Source organism: Frankia sp. AvcI1, from assembly GCF_001420875.1.
In the GTDB taxonomy this organism is placed as follows: domain Bacteria; phylum Actinomycetota; class Actinomycetes; order Frankiales; family Frankiaceae; genus Frankia; species Frankia alni.
In genome coordinates, this window is record NZ_LJFZ01000012.1 from 122,665 (window position 1) to 140,393 (window position 17,729).

At 75.8% G+C, this 17,729-nt stretch carries 5 protein-coding genes and 4 pseudogenes; 3 read left to right on the forward strand and 6 right to left on the reverse strand.

Annotated elements, in window-relative coordinates:
• Window positions 1–2,530 precede the first annotated feature (2,530 nt).
• The 3 genes from UK94_RS14600 (at window position 2,531) to UK94_RS14620 (ending at window position 11,419) form a co-directional block, all read left to right on the forward strand.
• Entirely contained in the window at window positions 2,531–4,657 is a 2,127-nt protein-coding gene (locus UK94_RS14600) for a hypothetical protein (RefSeq protein WP_157734260.1), read from the forward strand.
• Window positions 4,658–9,319: 4,662 nt separating this feature from the next.
• The coding region (locus UK94_RS14615; RefSeq protein ID WP_235487933.1) for a hypothetical protein at window positions 9,320–10,318 on the forward strand (999 nt) is incomplete at its 3' end.
• A 213-nt stretch (window positions 10,319–10,531) separates the two neighbouring features.
• A complete protein-coding gene (locus UK94_RS14620) occupies window positions 10,532–11,419 on the forward strand; it encodes a hypothetical protein (protein WP_055750273.1) in 888 nt (295 codons plus the stop codon).
• An 8-nt stretch (window positions 11,420–11,427) separates the two neighbouring features.
• Here the strand turns inward: UK94_RS14620 and UK94_RS52340 are convergent.
• The 6 genes and pseudogenes from UK94_RS52340 to UK94_RS52360 all read right to left on the reverse strand — a co-directional run.
• A partial coding sequence (locus UK94_RS52340) for a hypothetical protein (RefSeq protein WP_235487935.1) occupies window positions 11,428–11,886 on the reverse strand: 459 nt, incomplete at its 5' end.
• 3,283 nt (window positions 11,887–15,169) lie between these two features.
• Window positions 15,170–15,448, reverse strand: coding sequence for a hypothetical protein (locus UK94_RS52345; protein ID WP_306281763.1), 279 nt, complete (start codon window positions 15,446–15,448; stop codon window positions 15,170–15,172).
• Window positions 15,449–15,546: 98 nt separating this feature from the next.
• A pseudogene (locus tag UK94_RS52350) lies at window positions 15,547–15,759 on the reverse strand (ATP-binding cassette domain-containing protein); the annotation flags it as partial.
• A gap of 276 nt (window positions 15,760–16,035) precedes the next feature.
• Window positions 16,036–17,045 (reverse strand): annotated as a pseudogene (locus UK94_RS14640) (LLM class flavin-dependent oxidoreductase); the annotation flags it as partial.
• Window positions 17,046–17,189: pseudogene (locus tag UK94_RS52355) on the reverse strand (nitrilotriacetate monooxygenase); the annotation flags it as partial.
• Between the two features lies 1 nt (window position 17,190).
• Window positions 17,191–17,728: pseudogene (locus UK94_RS52360) on the reverse strand (LLM class flavin-dependent oxidoreductase); the annotation flags it as partial.
• Window position 17,729: the final 1 nt, after the last annotated feature.

Sequence of the window (17,729 nt, forward strand, 5' to 3'; positions counted from 1 at the left end):
TCGTGTTCTGGACCCCGTGGGAGAAGGGTCTCTACTTCCGCGACGCCGACTCCTCGGCCGGGCGCCCGCGGGGGACCGGGAGCCCGCTGGGGACCGGGAGCCCGCGGGGAATCGGAGCGAGCGAGACGGCGAACGCGGCGGGGCCGGTCCCGCCCCCCGCCGCCCCGGGCGGTCCCGCCGGCGGGACCATGCGCTTCTTCAACGGCCCGATGGGTGCCGTCAACCGGCTTGGCGCGGGCCGCCTGGGGCCGGGCAGGCCGAGCGGGCCGGGCGGGCCGGGTGCGGGCGCCGCGGTCGGTACCGGCCGCCCGCCGGCGGCGAGCACGGTGGGCAGCATGACGGACGGGGCCGCGGTCCGGCTGCTGGCGACCTGGCTCAGCCCGCGCGGCCCGCGCAACCCGCTGCGCACCGCGGCCGTGTTCCTGTCCACCCCCGAGCTGCTCACCCACCTGAGGCCGGAGGCGGTGCGGCCGTTGGCCGGGCTCTTCGGCGAGCTGACCGGCGGGCCGCGCACCGACCATCTGTGCGTGCTGATCTCCGGGGAGTCGGACCGGTCCCGCATCATCGCGGAGGTCCGCCGCACCGGCCTGTTCACGACGCTCGCCGACTGGCTGGAGGGCACCGCGGCGGACGGCTGCTACGGCTACGTCGGGCACGCGCCGCCGGCCGAGATCGAGCGCGCGATTCACCGGACCCGCCTCGTCGACGGGCTGGACATCGGTGACTGGGCCGGGCTGCCACGGCTGGCGGCCGCGATGTCGGCCGAGTCGAACGCGACCCGCAAGTGGCTGAGCACCATGCAGTTGTGGGCGCGTGAGCGACGTCCCCTGGACGGCCCGGAGCTCGCGAAGGCCGGCCATCTCACCGGCGGCTCACCGGACGGGCGCTCCGCCTGGGAGCGGCTCGACGCGATGACCGGCCTCGGGACGGTGAAGGAGCACGTCCGCCGGCTGGCGGGCGCGACGCGGCTGCTGGCGGCGCGGCCGGCCGGGTCGGGCCGGCGGGCGCAGGCGGGTTCGCACCATCTGGTGTTCACGGGTGGGCCGGGCACGGGCAAGACGACGGTGGCCCGGCTGATCGGCGAGATCTACCGCGCGATCGGCGTTCTGCGCCGGGGTCACGTCCGCGCGCCCGAGGTCTCCCAGCTCGTCGCCGGCTACGAGGGTCAGACCGCGATCGCGGTGAACCGGGAGGCCGACGAGGCGCTGGACGGTGTGCTGTTCATCGACGAGGCGTACCGGCTCACCGAGCGTCGGGACAGTCCGTTCGGGCAGGAGGCGGTCAACGCCCTGCTGAGCCGGATGGAGAACGACCGTGAACGGCTGGTCGTCATCGTCGCCGGCTACCAGGAACACATGAGGCGGTTTCTGGACGCGAACCCGGGGCTGCGCGGGCGCTTCCCCGAAGCGAACATCATCCACTTTCCCGACTACGAGCCCGACGAGCTCACCACCATTCTCCTGCGCCAGCTCACCGCCGGCGGCCTGACCTGGGAGCCGGAGACCGAACAGGCGCTGCGCGCCGTTGTCGCCGGCATGTACCGCCGCCGCGGCGAGGACTTCAGCAACGCCCGGGCCATGCGGTCCCTGGCCGACGAGCTGCGCGCCCGGTGGTCCGGCCGTGTCCTGGCCGACGGCGGCCCGGGCGGCGACCCGGCGCGGCTGGCCGCGCTGTGGGAGCGCCCGCTGCTGCCGGCGGACATCCCCGAGCGCCTCCAACGGGACCTGCCCGGGCGGGTCCCGCCGATCGAACAGGTACTGGCCGCGCTGGACGCGCTGGTCGGCATGGGGCCGGTGCGCGCAAGCCTGGAGGCCCTCCAGCGCAGGCTGCGCCACCGCCAGCGGATCGGCGCCCCGGGCGTCGTGGCGCCGCACCTGCTCTTCCTCGGGCCACCCGGGACGGGCAAGACGACCGTCGCCCGCCTGGTCGGCGAGATGTTCGCGGCGCTCGGCCTGCTCAGCAAGGGCCACGTCGTCGAGGTGAAGCGGGAGGACCTGGTCGCCGGCTACCTCGGCCAGACCGAGCAGAAGACCAGCGACGCCATCGCCAAGGCGATCGGCGGGGNGCTGTTCATCGACGAGGCGTACGCCCTCGCGCGGGGCGGCCCGCAGGACTTCGGCCGGGAGGCGATCAACACGCTCGTCCCCGCGATGGAGAACCTGCGCGGGCGGCTCGTCGTCATCGCCGCCGGCTACCCCGGCTCGATGCGGGAGTTCCTCGCCGTCAACGAGGGCCTGCCCTCGCGGTTCGGCGAGACGATCGAGTTCCCGGACTACGAACCCAACGACCTGGTCGAGATCCTGGAGCGGATGGCCGGCGCGGCGGGCTACCGGCTCGACCCGGCGGCCCGCCCGGCCGCCGCCGACTGGTTTCGCCGCCGGCGGGACGCGGACGGCCCCGCCTTCGCCAACGCCCGCACCGCCCGCGGCCTGCTGGACCGGATGGAGGACCGGCTGACCGCGCGGATGGCGCAGCGGCCCGACGCCGACCAGGCCGAACTGACCACGTTGACCGAGGCGGACCTGCCCGCATGACGTCCCCGACCCAGCCCAGGGGCCAGTTGGGACCGGTCGATCCCGTCGGTTCCGTCGGTTCCGTCGGTCCGTTCTGCCCGGTCTGCGAGCTGGCCATCCCGCCCGTGCTCCCCGGCCAGGCCGGCGAGCAGCGCTGCGACGGGTGTGGCTGGACGCTGCGCGGCCCCGTCCTGCTCGGGCCGCTCACGCCCGAGGTGACCGCCGCGTTCGACCGGCGGCTCGGCGCGGCCAGCCGGGGTTACGACCTGGGCGCCGCGGCCCGGGTCCTCGCCGCGTTCGGTGACGCCGAGCCGGGCTTGGCCGACGAGCTGGGACGCGCGGTCCGGGCCGGCCCACCGGCTCCGGGCGAGCTCGAGGCCGCGCGTGCGGAGCTCGCCGCCGCTGCCCGCGCCGCCGGCCGCGGAGCACGGCCGCGCGGCCCGACGCTGACGACGGCGCTGCTCGGCCTCGTCGGCCGGATGGGCCGGGCCGGACTGGGCGGCGGTGTCCGGCCGGGCGTCGCCGAGGTGACGGCGGATGCAGTGACCCTGTCCGTCGTCGAGGTCGACGAGCTGGGGCTGCCCGTCGCCCGCGAACTCGTCCGCCGCGACTGGGCGGAGTTGCTCCCCGGCCTGCCGAGCGACCGGCCGACCCGGCTGCTGCGGCTGGCCGGCGGGGTCGGTCCCGTCGGCGCGGTGCCGTCGGCCGCCGTCGGGGCCGTCACCGGCGCGCTGAGCGCCGCCGGCGTGACCGACGTCGTCGTCGCCTGGCGGCTCGACGACGGCTGGCCGCCGCTGGAGCGCTTCGCCGAGGCGCTCGCCGAGCCGGGGGCCTTGCGCGCGAACGTCACCTGGTGCCGGGCCTGGCCCGGCGAGTCCCCCGCCGCCGTGCTGGCTCAGGCGCCGCTGCCCACCGGGTACGGCCTGGTCGTCGCCGAGGTGGCGCAGGGGAGCCGGAACGTGCGGCTCACGACCGTCCCGCTGTTCGACGCCGGGCTCGTCGTCGGACCGAACGGGACGCCGTCCGTCGAGGTCACCGTCGGCGCGCCGCGGGGAGGCTTCGAGCTCGCGCTCGTCGTGGTCGCCCGCCCGGGTGGCACGACGGATCCGGCAGCCTGGCGGCCGGTGGCGATCGGCCGGTGCGTCGCGGCACCGGGCAGCACGCTGCCCGTCCGGGTGGCGCTCGAGGGCCCCCGGACGGTCCGGTTCCTCGAACCACCCGGGACCCGCTCGGAGCAGGTCCCGCCCGGCGGCTCGGCCGGCCCGGACAGCCCGCTGGCGGCGTCCTGGCGCGAGCTGCGCGACGGCCAGCCGTCGACCTACGGCGCCGAGCCGCTGGACCTCGTTCTGCTGGTGGAAACCGGCGGGCTCCCCCGGACGGTCGCGGCGCGCCTGTCGTTGGCCGAGCGGCTGCTGGAGCTGGTCGGCCGCGAGCACCCGGAGCCGGAAGCCGTCCGGGTAAGTGTCATCGGGTACGCCGATCACGACGTGCTCGACCCGCTCCGGGCCGGGCAGCCGGTCGTGCGGTCGGTGATCGCCCGTGCGCCCGCCGAGGCCGCAGGGGCGCCGCAAGGGTGGCGGACGCCGCACGTCACCGACGTCGCGGCGCCGATCGAGGACGCGCTGCACACGGCGCTCGACCTGCCGTGGCGGCCGGACGCGTACGGTGTCCTGATCACCATCGGGGCCCGCGGGCCGCACCCGCCGACGAAGCGAGGCGACACCTCGCTGGCAAACGAGTGCGAGTTCGGGCACGACTGGGAGCGGCTGCTACGCCGGTTGGTGGAGCGGGTCGACCCGGTCCGGATCGCCGCGCGGGGCGGCCTGGACTTCGTCCCGACCGAGCGGAGCAGCGAGGACGTGGGCCGCGCCGAGCGGGCCTGGGCGGCCCTCGGCGAGCATGGCCAGCTCCCGGCCGGCGCCGGCTACCGGGAACTGGCCGAGCTCGCCGAGCTGCTCGAGGACGGCCCCGCCGGCGCCGGCCGGCGCGGACGAGCTCTGGCGGTCCCGCTGCTGACGCCGACGCCACCACCGTCCGCCGGGACCGAGCCGGTGAGCAACAGATCCAGGCGGAGCCGTTCGACCGGGACGGCCGGCCTGACCGGCGCGACCGGGCCGGCCGGCTCGGGGTGGAGGGTGCCATGATCGACGTGCGGATCGGCCTGTGGGGCGCACCGAGNAGCGGGAAGACAACCCTGCTCGCGGCGTTGCCCCTGGCCGCGCAACAGTCCCGGATGCCGGGTGACAGCTGGAACGTCTTCGGGGCCGACGCGCGGGCGACGTCCTGGCTCAACGAGGAGGTCGGCCGGCTCATGGGTGGCCGGTTCTCGCCCGCGACGGCGCTCAGCACCCGGCTGAGCCTGGTCATCGCGGGCGAACGTCAGCCGGACTACGGCACCCGGGTGCTGCGGACCCGCATCACCGTCGACGTGCTCGACGTGCCCGGGGACCTGTTCCAGCAGGGCGTGGTCGTGGGGGCCGCGGGGGCCGAGGGGGCCGCGCAGGAGGTGAGCTTCGACGGCGCGCCGGCCGGCGGTGGTGGGCCCCCGGTGGCCAAGCAGGCGAGCGGCTACGAAGAGCTCCTGCGGCACCTCACCGCCTGCGACGGGATCATCCTGCTGTTCGACCCGATCCGCGAGATTCGGGACCGGAACAGCTACACCGCCTTCAACGCGGTGCTGAGCGAGCTGCTCCAACGTTGCTACCAGGCCGGGCGGGTGCAGGGCGGCAAGCTGCCCCACCACCTGTTCGTCTGCGTCACGAAGTTCGACGACCCGCGGGTGATGAACGCGGCGCTGACTCCGGGTGAGCTGGCGGAGCTCAGCCGGCGAGCGGCTCCCGTGATCGACCAGTCGATCGCGGGGCGGTACTTCGACCAGCTTGCCGACCGACCCGGCACCGGCGCCGGCCACGTCCGCGCCGCCATCCGTTCGGCGTTCCGGCGCGAACGGGTCGAGTTCTACGCGACGTCCTCGATCGGCTTTCGGGCCGGGCCGGGCCGGCCCTTCAACCCGCATCACTATCAGAAAACGGTGCTCACCCAGGGTGAGACGCGCATCGTGGGCGAGGCGGCGCCGGTGGGGGTCCTGGAGCCGTTCCTGCGGATGGCGGGCAAGATCACTCGTCAGCGCGGCGGGCCGGCGGCGTGAACGGGCCCACCGGCACGGTCGAGTTCGACTGGGCACTGTTCAGCAAGCGGCCTGGCCAGCGCGACGACTACACGGTCATCGCCGCAAGCGCCGCACGCGTCCGCCCGGCCAGCCTCGCAAAAATGATCACGTACTTCGCGGTCGGCCAGCCGGCAGGTCCGGCGCCGGGCCAGCCGGGGGCGCTGCCCTGGGTCACCTTCACCGCGGCGACCGTCAGCGGCACCCCGTACATNGNCATCGCGATCAAGGAATGGCCGGCGGCACCGACCACGGACGCCACCGGCCGGATCATNGTCCCGACCCGGTTCTTCTGCCTTCCCGAGGTCGACTTCCACCGGGAGCTGGGTAGCTACCTCGCCTTCCACGACGCCGTGCGCGACGTGGCGCCCGACGGCCTGCCCAGCCAGATCGGCACCGGCCTGCTCGCTCTGCGGGTCAGCCGCCTCGACCGGCGCACCGTGCTCGCCTCGCCCGCCTGGGAGCCGGTCGGCGCCGGCCGCGCGGCCAGCCTGCGCGCCGCGCTGGCCACGGCGGCACTGCTCGTCGAGCGACCGGTGACGCTGACGCCGGCGCGCGTCGTCGACCTGCGAGCGCGAGTCTCCTACCTGGATCTGACCGCCGCGATGCTGCCGGCGGGAGCCGCCGGTGCGCTGGCCGCCAGCACGTGGGCCGATGTCCGGGCCAGCCAGCAGGTGCGGCTGGCGTTCGGCGACGACCTGGGCGCGGGTGAGGCCGCCCGGCTCGACCCGGCCCGGCCGCCGAGCCTGCGCCAGCTCGCCACGGCTTCCGGCACGGGCGGCGCCACGGCTGCCGGCGCTTCGACGATCGGCGCCACGAATGCGGGCGGCCGCTACGCCGCCGTGCTGGCCCATCTCGTCGGCGCCAGCCGGTCGGCGCCGGGCGGCGAGGACGAGCCGGCGACCGAGCGGCTGCTGACCGGCCTGGTCGAGGCGCTCGCCGCCGACCTGACCCCGCGGGCGTTCAGTCGCCCGCAGGAGTTCGCCGAGCACCTGGCGGTGACCGCGGCGACGAGCCTGGCCGCAGCCGTCCGCTCCGGCAGCCGGAGCCCGCGTGACGCCCGCGGCTACCTGGCCTCGATGCCGGTCGGCTCCGACCCGTCCCAGTGCCTGTTTCCCCTGCTCCTCGACGGTCCCGAGCCCGACGACCTGCGTCTCGCGCTGCGGCAGTGGCCCGGGCCCGGCGTGGCCGGCTCGACGCATCCGGCGACGGCGCTGGTGCGCGCGTTCGTCGGCGCCGGCGTGCCGGTGGGGATCATCGAGGAGCGGTTGACGGACGCGCCGACCCCGGTACGCGCCGCGGTCGTCGCCGCCCTGCTGGAGCCGCAGTCCGGCGAGACCGCGCCCCGCGAGGACGCCGTCAACCTGGCCGCCGAGCTGATCCGCGGCAGCCAGCCGGGCCGGGACGACGACGACTGGGCCGCCGTGCGCTCCCGGCTGCTCGCCGCGCCGGAGCTGGCCCTGCTGATCGTGCTCCGCCACATCGAGGCACGCCCCGGCGTCGGCCTCAACAACCTGTTCCGCTGGCTGGAACCGGGGCCGTCGTCGCGTACGGCCGGCGTCCTGAAGCCCTACCGGCTGCTTGCCGACAAACGGCCGCCGGCCGCGGCCGACCTCACCACGCTCACCCTGGTCGACCCGGCGGTGGTCGATCGCGCGATGCAGGCGCTGGTGAGCCTCGCCGCCGCCTGGCGGCTGCCCAGGTACGTGCTGCCCGCCGTCGGCGGCTGGCTGGAGACCGAGACCCAGTCCGGTCAGCTCCACTTCGGGCCGCGCCGCAAGGAGGAATGGCGGGCGCTGCTCGAGCGGCTGGACGAGGAGCGCGCCGAGCGGGACCGGTTGCTGCGCCTGATCGGCGCCCTCCCACCCAAGCAGTCGAAGTCGCTGCTCAAGGGCGGGAAAGGACGGAAGGCGGCCCCCGTCACCGTCGCCCTCGGTTGGCTCGGCGGCACCCAGGCCGTGCTGCGGACGGAGGACCGGGCGCTGATCGAGCTCGTCCTGAGCCACCTGCCCACGGTGACGGACGCGGACCCCGGCGCGGCCCGCTCGCCCGGCGAGCCCGACGCGACCGAGCTGTCCTTCGCCGGGGACGGTGCCGGGGTGGCGGTCGCGATCGCATACTCGGCCTCCGGCGGCTGGCGGGCCGGCCATACCGAGTTCGCCCCCTTCGTCGCCGCCGGGGGGCGGTTGGTCGAGTTCTGCGAAACGGTCCACACCCGCCTGGAGACCGGCGGGGAGCCCGGCAGCATGACCCTGCCCGGCGTGGCGGATCCCCTGGTCGTCGCCCGGCTCGCGGGCGAGGTCGCGGCGTTCGGCTTCGCGGCCGTCGCCCGGGTCGCCGCCCGGCTGCTCGAGGGGCCGGTCGTGATCGTCACCGGGCCGGACCGGCCGCCTCTCCGGCAGCGCCTGACCTTCCTGCGGGCCGTGTTCGCGCTGCTGCCCGCGGGCGTGTCCGCCTCGATGACCGTCGCGACCTGGGCGGCGGACCCGTCGCCGTTCCGGCTCGCGTTCACCGCGCGGACGCCGAGCACCGACACCACCGCTGTCAGGTGGCCGCCCCGGCCGGACGACGGGTTGCACGGCCTTGCCGGCATCTACGCCGACCGGNTGGGCTGGGCCCGGGCGCTGAGCGAGGGCACGGAACCGATCGTCGGCCAGCTCGCCGCGATGACCGACGCGGTGACCCTGGACGACCTGGCGGACCGGCTGGCCCTCGTCGGCGGTGCCAACCAGGCGTTCGGGCCGCCAGGGGAGTCCCGGCCGGTGGCGCTGGCCACGGCGAGGGAACGCCGCCGCGCGATCCTGGCCGGCCGGGCCGACACCGTCGAGGCCATGGTCCGCGCGCTGGTCGTCCTGCTTGCCGACGGCGGGGTCGCCGATGTCGAGGCGGCGTACCGGCTCGCCGACCGGGCCCGGCAGCAGGGCCGGCTCGACGACGTTCTCGCCGCCCTGCTCCGGCGCTCGGAGGCGGACCGGGAACGGCTGGCCCGCGTCCACCGAGGCGCCGTCCGGCTCGGGCTGATCCTCCCCGGCGAAGGCCTCAGACTCGTCCTGCGCGAGGCGCTGCAGGCGACACCGGCGGCCGCCGTCCGCCTGCTCGTCCAGCTCGACCTCGACGGCCGTGGACCCGGCGAGCTGGCGGAATGGAGCCNCTGGCTGCGCGCCGACGGCCAGCTCGCCGACCTCGCCGCGTTCGACGCACTGCTGGCCGACCAGCCCGCCAGCGAGGCGGCGAGGACCCGCGCCGAGGCCTACGGGCCGGACGCCCGGGCGCTGCTGCAGCGGCTCGCGCCCCGCGAGTCGGCGGTACCCGCGCCGCCGGCGGCCCGGCTCCCCGAGCCGGCGGCCACCGAGCGGTCCGATGCCGTGCCCACCGAGCCGGCGCCCACCGAGCCGGCGCCCACCGAGCCGGCGCCCACCGGTGCCGTGCCCGGTGTGCCGCCGCCTGCCGAACCGGCGGGGGTCGCCTCGGCCGGGTCCGGCGGCTGGGCCGGTGACGGTGCCCAGGCCACCACCGCCCACAGCGCCGGCGGTCCGGGCGAGCAGGCGGTGGCGGGCACCAACCCGGACGAGCCGTGGCGCAGCAGCGGCTGGCGGCCCGGCGGCTGGTCGGCCGGCGGTCCTTCGGGGGGAGCGGGCTGGTGACGGCCGCCTCGCCAGCCTCGGCCGCCCCCGGTACGGCGCGTTACGCGGCCTACGCCGCAGCCGGCTGGGCGGTGGGCCGCGGCCCGGCCGTCACCGCGGCGCTGCCGGACGAGCAGGTCGGCCGCCCCTACCTGCTCGTCTGCCAGGTCGCAACCGCCGCTGCGGCCGCCACACTGGTCGGCCTCGGGACGGTCGCCTCCGGGGCCCGACTGGTCCGGATCCTCGGCCACGAGACGGCCAGCGGTCCGGGCGCCGCCTGGTTCGCGCAGCGGGCCGGCGCCGGGGACGGCCACGCCGCCGACCTGGCGGCGATGGTCGGTGCCGGCGGCGCCAGGCTCTCCGAACTGCTCAGGCAGGCTGCCGAGAGACCGCGGATACGGGGCAGCGCGGTGGCGGCGTTCGGGCCGGCGAGCGAGTTCCGCCTGACCCTCGGCGATCTGCTCGACGGCTCCGGGCCGGTCGGGGCGACCGCCGAGGCCGCCGTCCGCGCCGTCCTCGAGCGCCGGGCCGACCTGTTCACCGGCCGGGATGCCCCCGGGTCCGTCGGTACTGCCGGCGGCGGTCCGATGCTGCAGGGACTGGTCGTCGGGCCGCTCGGGGTGCTGCCCTGGCTCGCGACGGCGGTCAGGGCGGCGGCCGTCGAGCGACTGGCGGCCGTCGATCGGCTGGCGGCCACCGGCGCCACGGCCGCGGTGGAGATACTCGCCGCCGACGACCCGTCCGGTGCGGCCGCCCGCGGCGACGAGCTGGTCGCCGCCGGGCGCGCGCACGTCGTGGACCGCTGTGAACGCGCCGTCCGGCTGTACACGCACCAGGTCCGGGACGGGCGGCTGGCCGAGGCCACGATCGCCGTCGCCGCGGCCGGCGACGCCTGGCCGGAACGGGTCACGACGGACGCGGGACCACTGCTGGTCCGCGTCGACGGGGACGCCGCGGTCGAGATCGCGGTGGAGGTGCGGCCGGCCGACTCGGGCCCGGCCCGGCGCGCGCGGCTGNGGCTGCCCGGCGGCCTGGCGGCCGGTGACTACCACGTCGGCCTCCGGCCGGGCCGCTACCCGGCCGGCGGGCTCGTCCTGAGCCCGGCCGGCGGTGGCGAGGCCCGGGTGCTGGAGATCCCGGCCGATCCCGACAATGAACATCCACGCATCTGACCATCCCGGGGCACGCCGGTACCGGCCGCGCCCGCCCATCAGCCAGGGGGGTTCCCGATGTCCGAAGGGGCGTTCGACGCGCTGCGCGCGGGGCTCGCGGACGCCGCGAAGACGCTGCGGGCGCTGACCGAGAACGGCGATGCTGACCGGCTTGACCTGCTGAACGCCGTCATGGGACTCGACGACGCGATGGGCGACGCCGCCGAGCTGCTCGCCACGCTGCCGGCCTTCCTCGCCGCCGCCGAGCCGGTTGAGCCGATCCGGTCGGACCTGGCCGACTGGGCGTCCCGGCAGGCCGAGGCGGCCCGGCGCGTCGCCCATGCGCGGGCGCTGCTGGACGCGCGGCTGGCCGACGAACGCCAGCTCGACGGGCTGGCCGCCGAGCACGCCGAGCTGACCCGGCGGCTCGCCGACCTCGAGCGGGCCGAGCGGCTCGCCGCGTCGCTGCCGGCTCTGCGCGAGCAGCACCGAGTGCTCGCGGAGCGGGTCTCGGCCTTCTCCGACCCGGCGCTGCGCGCCGAACAGGCCGTCGAGCTGGCCGCCGTCCAGCTTGACCTGCTGACCGGCCTGCGCGCCGGCGGCTGGCGTGCCGAGCTGGCCGACGCGCTCGCCGCGGCGGCGGCCGCGCAGGCACGGCTCGCCGAGCAGCTCGCCGTCGACCGGGAACGCCTGAGCGGGCTCGAGGGCGAGAACGACCGCACCCGCGCGGAGCTGGCCGTCATCGACGAGCGGGCCGCCCGGCTCGAGGACGAGCACCGCGAGCTGCAGGCCCGGCTCTCGGCGCGGCTGAAGGCCAACCAGCGGGTCGCGGGCAGCATGGCCGGGCTACGCGAGGCCGACCGGCGCCTCACCGAGATCGACGGCATGCTGGCCGCGGCCCTGCGCGAGCGGGAGACCGCCCTGGCCGACAGTCGTCGCCGGCGGCGCAACGGCGAGGCGACCTGAGACGCGCACTACTGCCTGGGCAGGTATCCCTCGATCATGTCCCGCCAGGCCCTGGCCGTCTCGCTCGGGAGCTTCGGCCGTCCGAGCAGGTAGGTGCGCACCGCCACGCGCAGGCTGTCCGGGAGCATGTGGCCGGTGTCCCGGACGAGGCTCTCCAACAGCCGCAGCGTCCGGTCGGCGACGGCGAGGTCGGCCGGCCAGCCCTCGGCGTCCAGCGACCTGCCGAGCTCGTGCAGCAGCCGGACGCCCATGTCGGAGGCGAACCGTCTCGTGAGACCCATGACCGTCCGATGCAGCGCGACGCCGTAGTCGGGCACCGTCATCCGTGCCGCGATCGGCCGGACCGGGCGCCCGTCGAGCAGCAGCGCCACCGCGTCGGCCAGCGCCACCGCCGCCAGCTGGCCACCGGGCCGGTTGGCTCCGGGTGCGCCGCCGGTTCCCTGGCCGGCTGACGCACGTAGCTCACCNGCCCAGGCCGCGGCCACCGGGGCGGCCAGTGACCTGGCGGCCGCCTGCTCCAGCAGCCAGCGCGTCATCGGGACGCGCAGCGGCTCCCCGACGCCGACCAGCCTCNCCAGCCGCGAGAGTGCCAGCAGATACCGGTGGTCGGCGAGCAGCGGCAGGCCCGCCTCGCTGCCGGCGGCCGCGAACACCTGCCCGTCCGGCCGGTTCGAGAGGACCTCGACGAACGGCCGTACCGCCTGGGCAAGCGCGGGCTCGCGGACCAGCCAGGCCAGCCAACCCACGCTGTGCGCGGCTGCCTGGCCGCCGTCGAGGCCTGGGCCGCCATTGCGGGCCGCAGCGCCCGCAGGGCGGGCACCGGCGGCGCGCTGGTCGTCCGCGACGGCCAGCCGCGCGAGCTCCAGCGACACGTACGGCGCGCCGTGGTGGTGCGCGAGCGCGGCGCGCACCGCGTCGTCCTGCTCGCGGGTATCCAGGCCCGCCAGCTTCCCCCGCAGCCGCTGAGCGCGCAGCAGGGCGGAGGTGTCCTCGGCGCTCCGGAGGGCAGCGCGTCGGCGCGCCTGCTGGTCCTCGGTGCCGGCCGCGGCCCCCGCGTGGGCGCGCCGAGCCCGGGTCAGGACCGGGACCAGCGTCGCGAAGAAGGCCGGCCCCGGCAGGTCAGCCAGGCTGAGCAGCGCGTGGCGCGGGTCGGCGATCGGGTGCGCGCCCTGGTAGGCCGGCTCGGTGAGGTGCGCGACGATGCGCTCCACCGGCTCGCCGTACCGGTCCCGCAGACCGATGAGCAACCGCTGGTACTCCGCGGCCACGTCGGGCAGCGCCGGCAGCTCACCCGGGTGACCGCCGACGGGCACCCGGGCCGCCACCGCGCCGGGCCACGCCTGGTCGCTGAACGCCAGCCGGATCCGGTGGTCGGCTCCGGAACGCACCCAGGTGGAGGCGACGAGCTGGGCCCGTTGGCCGAACGGCAGCAGCGCCGCCACCGCGTCCAGCAGCCGCAGCCGCTCCGCCACCCGCTGTTCCGGCGGCAGCGCGGGCGCGCCGAGCAGCGCGACCGGGCCGCACAGCACCAGGCCCGCGACGCCGGCGGCGAACCGGAACCGATCCTCGTCGGCCAGGTACTGCGCGACCACCGCCGGGTCGAGCCCCGGGAGGTGCCCGAGCCGGGCCGGGGCGCCGGCCTCCGCATCGGTCGCGGCGTCGGCCTCTGGGCGTAGGACCGCCGCGACCGCCGGGTCCAGGCGCAGCGCGCTGTGGAGATCCTCGTACGTCACCTGTGCGGCGGCGAGCTCGTCGAACGGCGCGCACAGGTAGGTGGTGCGCGCGATCCGCCGGCCCGCGCCGTCGACCTCGGCGGTCCAGTCGCACCGCGCGACCCCGAGCAGACCGCCGCCCGGGCGCGGGGCGTAGCTCACCGTCACCCAGGGAAGTCCACCGGTGTCCGGCCGGCCAGCGGCCTCCGGCGGGGGCGGGGTGCCCGGGGTGAAGCGTCGCAGGATCGCCCCGTAGTCGCCGCGCCCGAAGTAGACCGAGCTGCACCGCAGGACCGCGTAGTCGGCGAAGGTACCCGGCAGCTTGCCCTTGACCGCCCATCCGGCCTCGATCCGCGCGGGCGGTCGACCCGCGCGCGGGGGCTCGTCGGGGGGGTGGTCTCCGCCGCGGTCGGCGGCCCCTCCGTGCATGGCGCCAGCCGCCTACAGGACGAGCGGGCCGGGTGGCGGCGGCGGGTTGAAGGTCCCGTCGCCCGCGCCGCCGGCCGGGCGGGGCCAGTCGCCGCCCGTTCCGGTAGGGGGCCCGAGGCCGTCGGGGTTGTCAGGGCCGTCGGGACCGCCGAGGTCGTCGAGGTCGTCGAGGTCGTCGCCGGGCTCGCGGGGCCGCGTCGGCTCGACGGCCCGCGGCGGGCGCGCGCGGCGGATGGAGTCCNCCAGCCAGAGAAACGGCTCCAGCACGTTGACCGGGCGGGCCCGGCCGCGGATCCGATTGACGCCGCCCACGCCGTCCTCCACATTCCGGAAGTCCTGAATGCGGAAATAGCCACTCGGGCCGATGTAGAAGCCGACGGAGGATGTCGCGAAGTAGCGAATCCGGTCAGGGTGGAAGTACCGCTCGAGCATGNCGCGGACCAGCACACCGCTGCCAGCCCGGCCGCCTCGGCAGAGCTCGGCGAAGAAGTCGGCCGCGTCGTCGTCGACGATCTCCGGCTGGAGCGTCTCGTCCTCGCTGATCCCGACGAAGCCGCCGTCGTAGGCCTGCCGGAACACCTCGGGGTCGTCAATCTTGGTGACGCAGATGGCCAGGTAGTGGGGGAGTTTGCCGTCCGGGAGCCGGGAGAGCTCCTCCGCCCGCAGCGCCACTCGTCCGAGCATGCTCTCGAGGAACTGGTAGGAGTCACCCCGGCCGGCCTCGCGCAACGGATCGAACAGATAGACCATCCCGTCCGCCCGGGCCAGATGGTCCACGAGGTTCTCGACGTCGTCGCCGGCCTCGGGTGTCTGGGCGAACAGGTCACTCACGTAGTCGTCCGAGGACGGGNCGAGGACCGCCTCCTCAGGCTGGTTGCGGAACATCGTGCCGCTGACGTCGAGCAGGGTGATGCGGAAGTCACGGCGACGGGCGCGCTGGCGCAGCATCCGGGCCAGCCACGCGCCACGCGACCGTGGCCGGAGCATCCGCAGCGACAGCGGCTCGGGGACGTCAGTGCTGGCCTGCGGAAACTCGCCGTTGGCGAGCTGGGTGCCCGCCTCGGCCAGGAACCTCGACGTGCGCGCGTTTCCCGGGAACATCAGCCAGTCCTGCTCGCCGCCGCGCTGGCGGGCGACCGCGACCTGCAGAGCGGCGAGCATCGTCGTCTTGCCGCTCTGCGTCGCGCCCCACAGCCCGATCCGGCTGCCGGTCTCCGCTTCGTTCTCCTCACGCCGGCCGGTCCGGCGCCCGCCGGCCGCGGGGCCGCCGCGATCGGCCGCGCCGCCGAACCCGGCTGCGCCGACACGGCGGCGTTCGCGCGCGCGGTCACCTCCCCGCCCAGGGCGAAGACCATCGCCCCGCCCGGCGGGGCCGCGCCGCCAGCCCCGGGCGCCTCGCCCCGGGCCGGTCGGTTCGGCCGGCTGCGTCATCCGTTCCACCACCGGGTACCGGCAGGATCGCCGGACTCGTGCCAGGTCATGATTCCCCCGTACTCGTCTCGCGGACGATGCCNACCACTCCACCTCGTTCGCAGCCACGGCGAAGATGGGTCTGGCCGGATAAATCTACCATTTACCCGGTGTCGGGGCTTCGGGTGCCGGTCCGCCGTCACGGTCCCCGCGAGCCGACCACGGCGCTGCCGGCGGTGCTGTACGTCCATGGCGGCGGCCGCAGGGGAAGAAGACTCGGCGAAAAGCGACCGGACTCCGTCTCAGCGCGGCTCCTGCCAGCGTGGTTCCTCAAGCGTGGTTCCTGGAAGCGTGGTTCCTGGAAGCGTGAGTCCGGTAGGCGTGGTGCCGCCTGAAGAAGCATTTTCGTGTACGGGTGCCGTGGGTTGTCGAAAACCGCCTTCGCGGCTCCTTCCTCCACGACCTCACCGTCTTTCATGATGAGTAGTCGGTCGCTGACGTGTGTTACGACGGTGAGGTCGTGAGTGATGAACAACCTGGCGATTCCCAGCTGCCGTTGCAGCTCGGACAGCAGGNCGAGCACCTGGGCCTGCACCGACACGTCCAGCGCGGAGACGGGCTCGTCGCAGACTGGATGAGCTGGATGCGCCGCCAGCGCCCTCGCCTGGACCGCGCCGCTGCCCCTGACCAGGGCTGCCCGTGGAGCAGCACGCGTCCCTGGTCGGGGTGGGTCAGACCCGTCACCGTCCGCGCGAGTGTGCTCTTGCCGGAGCTGGACTCGCCGACCAGTCCGACGGTCTCGCCCNCCCGCGGTGTCAGAGACACCTCGGCCACCGCACGCCGGTCGCCGAAGGACCGGGTCACGCGGTCGACCTCGACCAACGGGTCGCCGTCACGGACGCGGGCGCGGGTCGCGCGTGTTCCCCGCGCGATGTCGAGCGGATACTGAAGGGACCCCCGCTTCTCGTGGTCAGATGGATCAGACGGAGCGGATGCGCCCCGCGAACGGCGAACCGCGAACGGCGAACCGCCGGCGGCCGTGAACCGCGTTACCTCGCGGGCGCNGGACCGAGGCCGGCGGCCACCGCCAGGCGCCGCAACGAGTTCCGTCGATCCTCGGGATCGTGGATGTTGGAGATGGCCATCACCTCGTCGGCCCCGCTGGCCGCGACGAGTTCGCCAAGCCGACTCGCCACCCGGTCGACGCCGCCGACCACGTCACCGCGGACATCCAGCGTGTCGCGCGCGGCCCGCTGGGCGTCGGTGAGACGCCGGGCCAGCGCCCGCTCGACGGGCTCGAGCGGGCTGGGGTTGCCGGTGAGATGGTCGAGCACGGCGAGCCGCTCGGGGGCGGCGAGGGCCTCCGCGTGCTCGTCGTCCTCGCCCACCCAGACCCGGGCGGCGAGGATCCCCAGCGGCCGGTCTCCCGGCGCGGCCGGCACGAAGGACTCGCGGTAGCAGCGCAGCGCGCGGGCGGCCACCGCCGGGTCCTGGTAGACGCAGAAGAAGCCGTACCCGAGCCCGGCCCGAGCGGCGAGCTCGGCGCTGCCGACACTGGAGCCGAGCAGGAACACCGGAGGCAGCGGGACCCCGGCCGGTGACGCGACGAGCGCTCGGTGGGGATCATCGGCGGGAAGCTGGCAGCGCCCGCCGATGCCGAGCAGGTGCCGCAGGTGGTCGCCGAACCTCTCCAGTCCGTCCGGGGTGCGCAGCAGCGCGTCGCGGGTGGGGTCGTCGCCGGTACCGGTGGACCGGCCCACCCCGAGATCGATCCGTCCCGGATGCAGTGCCTCAAGGGTGCGGAACTGCTCGGCGACGTGCAGGGGCGCGTGGTTGGGCAGCATGACGCCACCGGAGCCAACGCGTATCCGGCTCGTTCGGTCGGCGATGTGGCCGATGAGGATTTCCGGTGCCGCGATCGCCATGTTCCGCACGCCGTGGTGTTCGGCCAGCCAAAACCGGGTGTAGCCGAGCTCGTCGGCGAGCTGGGCGAGGGCGGTCGAGTGACCGAGGCTCTGCGCCGGCGTGATCTCCGCGGACACGGGACCCTGGTCGACGATGGAGACGGCGACCACCTACAGCGCCCTCGCCAGCGGTCGCCGGGCCGCGACGTCCGGGATCGGGAGCCCGTAGTGCTCCCGCAACGTCGTCCCGCGGTAGTCCGAGCGGAAGATGCCACGCCGCCGCAGGATCGGCACCACCTGGTCCACGAGGGCCGGNAACCCGTCGACGGTGACGTCCGGCATGAGGGTGAACCCGTCGACCACTCCGGCGGCGAACCAGGTCTCGATCACATCGGCGACCTGTTCGGGGTCGCCCACCGCGACGATGTGCCCCCCACCGCCGCCCCGGCGGATGATGTCGCGCAGCGTGTGCCCCGCCGCGGCGAGGCGGGCGAACGGACGGGCGTGGCCGCGCACGCGCGCCAGGTTCTCCCGCAGGGTCGGCGGAACCGGGCGGTCCAGCTCCAGATCCTCGGCGGGCAGGCCGAGCTGCGCCGCGAGGGCCCGCAGCGAGCCGCGCGGGTCGGACAGCTCGTCGAGGGCCTGGCGCCGTTCGAGCGCCTCCCGCTCGGTGCCACCGACGGAGGTGACGAGTCCGGGCAGGAACCGCACCGCATCCGGCGGACGGCCCAGACCTGCCGCCCGGGACCGGACGACGTCCAGCTCCGCCCGGGCCGTGTCCAGGTCCACCGCGGCCGTGAACATCGCCTCGCCGGTCCGCGCGGTGAGCGTCCGCACCTGGTCGGACACCCCCGN